This is a genomic window from Oceanobacillus limi (assembly GCF_900111445.1).
Classification (GTDB): Bacteria; Bacillota; Bacilli; order Bacillales; family Amphibacillaceae; genus Ornithinibacillus; species Ornithinibacillus limi.
Genome location: NZ_FOHE01000036.1, coordinates 1 through 9,596 on the forward strand (window position 1 = coordinate 1; position 9,596 = coordinate 9,596).

The window sequence follows — 9,596 nt, forward strand, 5'->3', positions numbered from 1 at the left end:
TTAATCGAAAACGATGGCCGCGTTATAACCAAGGATGCTGACGGTAACTTTATGGAGTTTATCATTCGAATTATTGAGGATATGGACGACATCAACGGCACATTCAAGATTATTGAAGCTGAAGGTGGAGAGTATGAACTCATTGACGAATTTCTAACTGAGTATGTTCAAGCAAGCGTTGATCTGTCAACAGCTCTTTCTGCAGTATTACAGGGAACACGTATTGAAGTCGGCGAAGTAGAATATATGGGTGAAAAGCCCGTATCACTGAAAAACATGTCTGTAAAGCAGGCGGTGTATGAATTACTTAACATCTTTGGGGCAGAACGTAGGTTTAGAGTTGATGTAAAGGGTAATCGTGTTACAAGACGTTATTTAGATGCTGTTAGAAAACGAGGTGTTAATACAGGTAAGCGTTGGGAAGATGGCAAGGACATCATCTCAACGAATCGCATTATTGACTCTACTACTGTTAAAACTGCTTTATATGGTCGTGGGGCAAGTGGTGAAAATGACAGCCCAAGATTAACATTTGCAGATGTTGAATGGTCTAAAGCTAACGGTGATCCAGTTGATAAACCTCTAGGTCAAACATGGGTAGGTGATCCTGATGCTTTAGTTAAATGGGGGTATCAACAAGGTACACGTCATAAGTTTGGATTCTATGACGGCCAAGAAGAAGACCCTGCCGAATTGCTCTTAAATACTTGGAACAGACTCCAGGAGATTACTAAGTCCAATGATACTTATGATATTAACGTGCTTCAACTGGCGGAGATATTAGATTTACCTCATGAAACAGTTCGCCTAGGAGATACAACCTATGCAGTCAATCGGCGGATTTATCCAGCTGTAGAGGCAGAAACTTCCGTTATAGAGTATAGACATAATCTAAATGATCGTAAACTTTCTGAAGCAACACTTGGTAAATTCCGTGCAAGGTATGATTTATCTCAGCGATTTGATAATGTTGAGCAGATCGTGAATGATCGACAGGGGAACTGGGATAAGAAACCAACCAAGCAAGATCTATTAAGTGAAGCGCAAAAGGCTATTGACGAAGCACAAGAGCGTATCGACGCAGCAAAGGAAGAATTAGAACAAAGTAAGATAGATCTAGAAGATGCTGAAAATCTCATCCAAGATACAATCGACAACCCACAGGATTATAGTGGTAATTTTGAGGGCGTTGTCGCAATGGATAGCGCAGTACTACGAGGTACGTTAACAGCCCAAAATGCAACAATTACCGGTACGTTACTCGGCGCTAATGCAACCTTTGTTAATTTGACTGTAGAGGATATTACGGCAATAGGAGGTTCTTTTCAGGACGTAACTATTACTGGAACGCTAAACAGTGTTGACGGTACGTTCGTTGGGGACTTAGTTGGGGCACGAATTACTTCTAATAGCACAATCGATGTAACAACGGATTTGCGAGTTGGTGATCAAATACACGTAGGTCAAGAGGGTACTTCAAGACAAAGAGGGTTGTTTTTTGGAACCACTACCGCAAATGGAGGAGTGTTTGTTGAACCAGGAGATAGCAATGTATACGTATCAGCAGGAGGATCAGGGGACGTTGTATTAGATACGGTTTATGCTTATATCGGAAGCGATCACTTCAATAATCGAATTGTTACACGAGGTTATTTAGAGGATAACCAATATTATCATAGTGGGGACTCTCCTAGTTTCTATGATACATCCACAACCTACTTATCGTTAGGTGGAGCATTCCGGTATAGTGGAGGATATTTTGACGCTCCAAACGGAAGTGTAACCATTTCACAAAATAGAGTGGCAGCTAACATAATCGAACAATTATCAAGCAGTCAGTTTAAAAAGAATATACAAATGTGGGAAGAAAACGCTACTGATATGATTGCCTCAACTCCAATGAAGCAGTATCAATATAATAATGAGCTAGATGAGGAATTCCCACATGTAGGTATTATAGTTGAGGATGCACCTGCTTGGGTTGTCGGTTTAACTGGTGAGGGCGTAGAGCCGTATAAAATGGCTGCTCTTGCATGGAAAGCAATACAAGAACTAAATGAACGCTTGAGGATGGTGGAAAATCGTGAAGATTAATATTATATCCGTTAACTTTAGATACGACCGAGAAAATAATTTAAAAGATGTCATTGTACCTTTCAATTGCGTAGACGAGCATTTCGATAACCTTTCAGGTGGATACACATTAACTGCTGAAGAGTATGAAGGAAATAAAAGTAATGAAAGCTTAACAGCCATTGCTGAAGAAAAACTAAGGGATAGTTTGGGGGTAACTTCATGAATGCACCAAAATTAGAAGCGAGCGAGGTCATAGATGAATTAACGCACCGTATGGCCTTACTTGAAAAAGAAAATGCTATGTTGGCCGTGCAACTAAGGGGGATGCAAGAGAAAAACAGAAAGTACAAAGACCTTGTAGATGCGTATGAGAATAAGGAAAAGGTAGAAAACGCTACAGAGTAAGCGTATTTTTTATGACCAATATTAGGAGGTTTATTATGGAGAAATTGATCACATCTGCAGACAAGTTTTTTGCAGCTATAAGCGGAGCATTTTTAGTTCCGACATTTGAATATCTATATGGAGAAGGTGATGTAGTGAAGTATTTAATGACAGCCCTTCTCTTTTTTGTTGTCATGGATTGGATTTCAGGGACGAGGGCATCTAAGAAGGATAAAACATATGCAAGCAAGTACGGGATAGATGGAGTCTTCCGTACTTTTTTTATTTTACTTTTACCTGCAGGCGGTCACCTATTAGATATGGCGTTTGGATTACCAGGAGTGTTCTTTGGTATTTTGTCAATCGGAATTCTGTATCACGTCATTCAATCTATGACAGCTAATTCTATTCGTGCTGGTTGGGGTGAATGGGTACCTGAAGCGATACTTACTAAGCTATCAAATTGGGTTAAAGAAGAATTAGAATCCAAGATTGCTAGGTCAAATATCAGAAAGACCGATAAAGGAGGTGATAAATAATGCCTAGTTTAATTATTGATGCAGGTCATGGAGGTTCTGATAACGGTGCTAGTGGATTTGGGGTTAAAGAAAAGGATTGGACTCTTAAAATCTCCAAATATCAATTCAACAGACTAAAAGAATTAGGTGCTGATGTTCATATGACTCGCACCAATGACAAAACAATCGATAGTACACCTAGAGCTAACCTAATTAAAAATAAGTACGACTATTGCATGAGTAATCATTTCAACGCATTTGATGGTAAAGCAAGAGGCATAGAAACAATCCATTCAATCTATGCCAATGATGACATTGCTACCCAATTGGCTGATACTATTAAAAACGCCAGCGGTCTTCCATTACGCAGAGTGTTTAGTCGTAGAGGCAAGAGCGGAGATTACTACTATATGCATCGTCTAACTGGTAGCACTCAAACAACAATTGTAGAGTATGGCTTTATCGATAACAAAGCGGATCATAATTTCTATAAAAATGAAGATTATTTTTATAAAGTTGCTGAAGCAGTAGTTAAAGAATGGTGCTCTATATTAGGGATTGCCTATAACACGCCTAAAAAGGAAGGGGAATTAACCGTGGATCAATATAAAGAATTGAAGAAAGAAATTGCAGCACTGAAGAAAGAATTAGATAAAAAGCCAAATAAACCGTCTGATTCTAACGAGCCAAGTCCAACACACGCTAAAGCATGGGAACGCGCAAAGGAAAAAGGTTTATTAAATGGTGAAAGACCGCATCATCCATTAACACGGGAACAGTTTGCCACTATTGAAGATAGAAAAGCGAAGAAATAACATAGTAATAAAATAATCTTAATAAAATACTTTGGATAATAATAGTTTTTAAAAGCCCCGGCTGCGGAATAAAATGTACCCTATAGAGAAGACACTTTAAAAAAGACTCTCTATAGGGTCTTTTTGTGTATAATTAGAAAAAATAGAGAAAATGGGGAAATTTAATATGAGTAATAAGGTCTTTACAGATAAAGAGATTAAGTTGTTATCAAAAAACAAATATGTACGATCTGTTAGTCAAAAGGGAATTACCTATAGTGAAGAATTTAAACAGATATTTATTGTTGAAAATGAAAAGGGGAAATTCCCTTCACAGATATTTAAAGAATATGGATTTGATCTTGATGTTTTAGGAAAGGATCGTATTCAATCATCAGCCAAAAGGTGGCGTAAAGCATACAAAAAAAGTGGCGTGAGTGACCTTGAAGATACTAGAAAACATAACTCAGGAAGACCAAGCGAAAAAGAGCTCTCTCTAGAGGAGAAGTATAAACGATTAGAAGCTCAAAATAACTTATTAAAAGCAGAAAATGAGCTACTAAAAAAGCTCGAAATGATGGAAAGGAGGATGAAGAAAAAGAAAAAAGTTAGCTGCTGAACAAAAGTTTCTACTCATTAAATCTATTATTACAAAGTACAAATTAAAGAATATGGTTCGCTATTTATGTACAGTGACTGGTGTATCACGTTCTGGATACTATAATTATTTCTCGACGAAGTCACAAGAAAGAAGAAAACAACGAGATAAGCGAGACGAGAATCTTAAAGAAATGGTACTAAAAGCTTTTCATTTCAAGAAGAGAAAGAAAGGTGCACGTCAAATCAAAATGGTGTTGCAGAACCAGTTTAACATCATTTATAACTTAAAACGTATACGAAGAATCATGAAAAAGTATGGGATTGTTTGCCTTCTCCGAAAAGCAAATCCATACAGAAGGATGGCTAAAGCAACAAAAGAACATAGAACATTACCTAACTTGTTAAACCGGCAATTTAAACAGAACATTCCAGGAAAAGTATTACTTACAGATATTACTTATTTATTTTATGGAAAGGGTAAGAAAGTCTATTTGTCCACGATTAAAGATGGATCAACCAATGAAATATTAGCATATAACGTCTCTGATCGTATCACTTTAGATATCGCAACAGACACGCTTTTAAAGTTGAAAAAAAATAGAAGAGTAAAGTTAGCTGACGGAGCCTTCATCCATTCAGATCAAGGGTTTCATTATACAAATCCACTCTTTCAAAAGATGGTTAAGAAATATGGGTTAGGACAATCCATGTCAAGACGAGGAAATTGTTGGGATAACGCCCCACAAGAATCATTTTTTGGGCATTTCAAAGATGAAGCATATATTAAGCCTTGTGAATCACTAGATGAACTAAAGCGTGAAATTAAGAGTTATATGACTTATTACAACAACTACAGATACCAGTGGAATTTAAAAAAGATGACCCCTGTACAATACAGGAATCATCTTTCCAGTGTAGCATAGTCTTTTTTTAAAAAGTCCTTTACAAAGGGTACACTTTAGAAACAGTTGAGGCTTTTTAATTTCATCTCCAAAAACTTCCTTAAAAATTAACTTCCACATTATTAATTTATTCCATTTTCATTTCAAAAATGTTACAATTTGATTACAAGTAATGCGTTCACGTAACATTTTCTTTCAATTAGTTTCATTTAGTGTTAATATGTACGAGAAATCAGATTAATATTCTGAAAATATTAAAAAGACTAATCAATTATAGTTGATTAAATTCTCAGGTGGATTTTATGTGTCAATCATCACAATTCTACATATGTAAATAAAGGGAGATCCTATGGGCTATGATGTTGTAATAAATGGATTTCATGGTACGAATGATACTGCTGCGAGTAATATTTTCGAAACTAAGAAATATGAATTTAGTAAGAGGGAAGATCATTGGTTGGGTCAAGGAGTATATTTTTTTAGAGACGACCCTGAGCAAGCGATGAGTTGGGCTCTACAACAAGTAAAAAACGGAGAAAAAGCAGTAGTGCTTAGCACAAATATTAATGTTGGTTCTCACTCATTCTTAAATTTAAATACAAGAGCAGGAATTCTAATGTTTAAAGGGCTAATAAAAGAAATTAGTCAGGAAATTAGTGATTATAGTATAAAAGTAAGCACGGATACCGATGATATAGAGTATAGTAATCACAAATTCAGATGTTTTATAATGGATCTATTACCCGATTATATAAAGGTAATACAAAAAAACTTTAAATTAAATCATCAACCAAAAATGGTTTCGGAAAATCCTATAATGGAAAAATCCGATATAGAGATGTATAGTGTCCAAGTGTGTGTAAGGGATTGCGGCACTATTAACAAAGAATCTATAAAGATATTCTCAAGACGGCATAAATCTCAAGTGAATTTTAAAATCAGGAAGAGAACAAAAAGAAATAAACGTCATCTCAATATTGATTAATATTAAATATATATTAGAAAGAGTGGTTTAAATGAATAACAAAATCACTAAAGAAAAGGTCTATGAAGTGGCTAAACGTTATGGTTTAGATGTTGAAATAAGTCAATCCCCCGGATTATATGTTAATGATGAAAAAGTTGAATTAGACACACTTTTTGTTGATTATTATCAGCATAATTCTGCAGATAATAAAATTGAAATTTCTATTAACGTTACAGTTAATAAAGAAAAGAGTAAAATTAAATTTAAACACGTAACAAATGATTTTGTTACTGATGGATTTGGAGCTGCATAATATGAACTCAACTCTATCATTCAATCAATACGATGTAATAGAAACAGTCTACAAGTTTAATCCGACAATTGATTTAGAATCTGAGAATGTATCTCCTGATCTATCTCTAAGGATAAATTATTTTGATGAAACCCGACAAAAAGCAGTTTTATTTTTTGAAATTGAATTGGGAGATGAACAATTAAAGGGAAATTCCTTTTATGTTAGAGCAGTTATAGCAGGAATATTTTCTATAAAAACAGAAGATGAAGATGAAGATGAATTATCCGATGATTTTATTGATCATATGTACAAAAAAAATGCATTAGCGATTCTGTATCCTTATATGAGATCCTTAGTTTCAGATTTAAGTTCTAAAGGTAGTGAAAGTCCTATTATTCTACCTCCAATAAATATTGGTGCATTGGTAGATAAAAAGGATCTAGCTATAGAAGAATACAGCATGCAAGAAAGCTAACCCTAAAATAGAGGGTGAGCTTTTTTACATTTTTAATCCTGCTATTTTGGCAAGATTGAGGAACAAAAGCGGACATCAATGATGGTGCCTGAACAGTAGAAATGCTAACTAAAAAGCCCCTCGAATGAGAGGCTTATTTTTATTACTTAAACAATTTTTTCATTGCTTTTCCAGTAGCCTTACCAGCTACTCTTCTGCCAACACGTTTTCCGACTTTACCTTTTTTCACTGCATTAACATCATTAGAATACTTCAATGCTTTGTATAGAAATGATTTTAAGCTCATTTGATCACTCCTTAAATCCTTCTTGTCTATCGATAGTATCTAAAGAGTCTTCTTCGATAAGAAAGGAATTTATTATCTTTTGGTTTTCTTCAGTGTCTACTTTTTTCTTCCATGCCTCAGCTAACTCTTTATCTGTTTGATCACTCATATTAGTTCACCTTCCTTTCTCAATCTGCTTAACTTCTAAATGAAAAACTAAATACTGACACTAACTTTATACCTATGTATTTAATTCGACATTCTCTTTCAATAATCCTTTACAAAATCTACTTTTTCATTAATAAGCATATATACTGAATAAGCGCTTATATCTTATTAAAAGTATACTAGGAAAAAAGAAAGTTCTAGCATGATCCATTGAAGCAAGTTAATGTAACCTTTATTACTTTTTTTAGAATATCAGGAATTAAATGGTACAATAGGATTAGAAAACTCATTTATTATATAAATTAATCGAAAGGATAATAGCAAAATGTTTAAAAAGTTAAAAAGTACAAGATTAGTAATAGCATCACTGGTAGTGGTAATAGCAATACTTGTCGGTGGTGTTTGGGTAAGCCTTACATATGCAAGTAGCAAGAGTGACAAGTTTGATCAGCTAAAGTCTGAAATAGAACAAATTAATACAAACTTAAAGGCTATTTCCACTGAAGTTGCTTCACTGGGAGGAGGGAATGGTTACCTTGTTAAAGATTTATCTCAAGCAACATTAGATGATTTAAAAAATTCTATTAACCAAGTAAAGGATTCCTCTAGTGAGTTTGATTTACAAGAGGATGAATTAAAAAGTGAAATCGAGGTAATCAAAACGGATAAAGAGTCGGTTTTAGAATTACTTGGGGGTATTGAAACTCGTTTTCAATCTCAAAATGAGTTAAATGAGTTGTTTGTAGAAAGTGCAATCAATGGTGATGAAGTAAGTAATCAAGCAGTTGTAAAAGGGTTAACAGATAAACAGTTAGAACAGTTTGAAAGTAAGCATTTAGAAGGGGTAGATGAAGATGCTTGGGTTCAAAGTGTTAAAGATTTAGTAGTTGACGCTAAGGGACAGGTTAAGTTAATCGGTGAGGTTACGGAATCTGTTGATAAGATGTTCACTGATGGTGAAGAAGTTAAAGATGTAGAACGTGAAGTATATGAAGATGTAGCAGATAAGGTACAAAAAGTTAAAAACAAAGAAGTCCGTAAGGATTTAGAAACTCGTCTAGCAAGTGTTTTAGAAGCGATTGAAAAGAAAGAAAAAGAGGAAGAGGAAACAAAGGAAGATGATATTGAGGATGAAGTAGAAACTACTAAGTCTGATAAGTCTAGTTCTTCTAGCAAGTCAAACGATAGTGGTTCTAGTAAGTCTAGCAAGTCTACTAAGTCTGATAGTTCTAGCAAGTCTAGTAGTTCTAAGACGTCTAGTAAGTCTAGCGATTCCAAATCTAGTGATTCCAAGTCAAACGACTCTAAGTCTAACGAATCTACTTCAGAGTCCAATGATAGTGGCTCATCAGATGGTAGTGGAAGTTGCCGACCTGCACCAGGGGCAGTTTGGATTCCAACTGGGGATGTAGAAGTATCTGAAGGAGATATAACCTATGATGATGGTAGCGATTCACAGAGAGACTACACAGAGGTCGAATACACAGAGGGTTACTGGTCTGAAGTAGTTTGTGACTAGTGATTACTTTACAACTGTACAACCTGTAACCTTAACAGGTCTAAAGATGTTATTAATGTTATAACATTCTTTAGACCTTTTTCTTTATATTAGCATAGAAAGGAGTTGGTTATTAACGATACATTATGATAACGAAAAGCTTGCTATATATACAAGAAGTTTAACAAAGTTTGGTGTTGTTGGTGTGTTTATGTACGGATTGATCATATTAATCTAGGAGGGGTAGCGTGGATCAACTTCTTTTACAACTACGAGAAATTGCCGAAGAATTAGAATCGATGGGGATTCCACACGCTACGGACCTATATGAGATAAGTAATCAAATGAAGGAATATAAAGATTAATGTCGAAATAGTTATAGATAAAAAGTGCTAGGAGGTTAATCGGTTGAAGAAAATAATATTAGTAATACTGCTCTTGGTTTTAGTCGCATGTAGTGAAGAAACAGTAAATCTAGAAGGCGAAGCAGTAAAATATGAAGAGTTGCAAGGGAAGGTTGAAGATAAAGAGTCAGAACTGAAACAGTTAGATCAAAAGATTGAATCAGCGAACAGCGAGTTGAATGATATCCTAAAAGCAACCAACGAAAGGAAGGATGAATTTCAAGATTTAAAAGTACTGGCAGCTAATAAA

At 35.0% G+C, this 9,596-nt stretch carries 13 protein-coding genes; 11 read left to right on the plus strand and 2 right to left on the minus strand.

All coding sequences use genetic code 11. The features are described from left to right. The 9 genes from BMX40_RS19455 to BMX40_RS19495 form a co-directional block, all read left to right on the plus strand. Nucleotides 1–2,094: phage tail spike protein (locus BMX40_RS19455; protein WP_170840863.1), on the plus strand; the 2,094-nt coding region annotated here is incomplete at its 5' end. Continuing rightward, entirely contained in the window at nucleotides 2,084–2,299 is a 216-nt protein-coding gene (locus BMX40_RS19460; protein ID WP_090873068.1) for a hypothetical protein, read from the plus strand. The genes BMX40_RS19455 and BMX40_RS19460, both read left to right, overlap by 11 nt. Beyond that, nucleotides 2,296–2,481 carry a hypothetical protein gene (locus BMX40_RS19465; protein WP_090873070.1) on the plus strand — a complete coding sequence of 62 codons (186 nt, stop codon included), beginning with the start codon at nucleotides 2,296–2,298 and terminating at the stop codon, nucleotides 2,479–2,481. Before BMX40_RS19460 ends, BMX40_RS19465 begins: the two co-directional genes overlap by 4 nt. 35 nt (nucleotides 2,482–2,516) lie before the next feature. After that, nucleotides 2,517–2,999, plus strand: a complete 483-nt coding sequence (locus BMX40_RS19470) for a phage holin family protein (protein ID WP_090873072.1) — start codon at nucleotides 2,517–2,519, stop codon at nucleotides 2,997–2,999. Then, nucleotides 2,999–3,793: an N-acetylmuramoyl-L-alanine amidase gene (locus BMX40_RS19475; protein WP_090873074.1), complete on the plus strand. Its 795-nt coding sequence runs from the start codon at nucleotides 2,999–3,001 to the stop codon at nucleotides 3,791–3,793. Before BMX40_RS19470 ends, BMX40_RS19475 begins: the two co-directional genes overlap by 1 nt. Before the next feature lie 166 nt (nucleotides 3,794–3,959). Further along, nucleotides 3,960–5,295 (plus strand): IS3 family transposase gene (locus BMX40_RS19480; protein WP_090873076.1). Its coding sequence is split into 2 segments (ribosomal slippage): nucleotides 3,960–4,378 and nucleotides 4,377–5,295, totalling 1,338 coding nucleotides; the frame shifts between segments, so codons are not numbered across the junction. 328 nt (nucleotides 5,296–5,623) lie between these two features. Next, nucleotides 5,624–6,259: a hypothetical protein gene (locus tag BMX40_RS19485; RefSeq protein WP_090873078.1), complete on the plus strand. Its 636-nt coding sequence runs from the start codon at nucleotides 5,624–5,626 to the stop codon at nucleotides 6,257–6,259. A 31-nt stretch (nucleotides 6,260–6,290) separates the two neighbouring features. Further along, a complete protein-coding gene (locus BMX40_RS19490) occupies nucleotides 6,291–6,554 on the plus strand; it encodes a hypothetical protein (RefSeq protein WP_090873080.1) in 264 nt (87 codons plus the stop codon). Nucleotide 6,555: 1 nt separating this feature from the next. After that, nucleotides 6,556–7,011, plus strand: coding sequence for a protein-export chaperone SecB (locus BMX40_RS19495; RefSeq protein ID WP_170840864.1), 456 nt, complete (start codon nucleotides 6,556–6,558; stop codon nucleotides 7,009–7,011). Nucleotides 7,012–7,153: 142 nt separating this feature from the next. On the opposite strand, the gene BMX40_RS20470 is transcribed toward BMX40_RS19495, so the two are convergent. Together BMX40_RS20470 and BMX40_RS20475 are read right to left on the minus strand one after the other, a co-directional pair. Beyond that, nucleotides 7,154–7,297 (minus strand): hypothetical protein, encoded by a 144-nt coding sequence (locus BMX40_RS20470; protein ID WP_170840865.1) that lies wholly within the window; start codon nucleotides 7,295–7,297, stop codon nucleotides 7,154–7,156. Nucleotides 7,298–7,301: 4 nt separating this feature from the next. Continuing rightward, a complete protein-coding gene (locus BMX40_RS20475; RefSeq protein WP_170840866.1) occupies nucleotides 7,302–7,445 on the minus strand; it encodes a hypothetical protein in 144 nt (47 codons plus the stop codon). 324 nt (nucleotides 7,446–7,769) lie between these two features. Between BMX40_RS20475 and BMX40_RS19500 the strand changes: the two genes are divergently transcribed. Further along, nucleotides 7,770–8,963 carry a hypothetical protein gene (locus tag BMX40_RS19500; protein ID WP_090873084.1) on the plus strand — a complete coding sequence of 398 codons (1,194 nt, stop codon included), beginning with the start codon at nucleotides 7,770–7,772 and terminating at the stop codon, nucleotides 8,961–8,963. Between the two features lie 387 nt (nucleotides 8,964–9,350). Further along, the coding region (locus tag BMX40_RS19505) for a hypothetical protein (RefSeq protein ID WP_425287872.1) at nucleotides 9,351–9,596 on the plus strand (246 nt) is incomplete at its 3' end.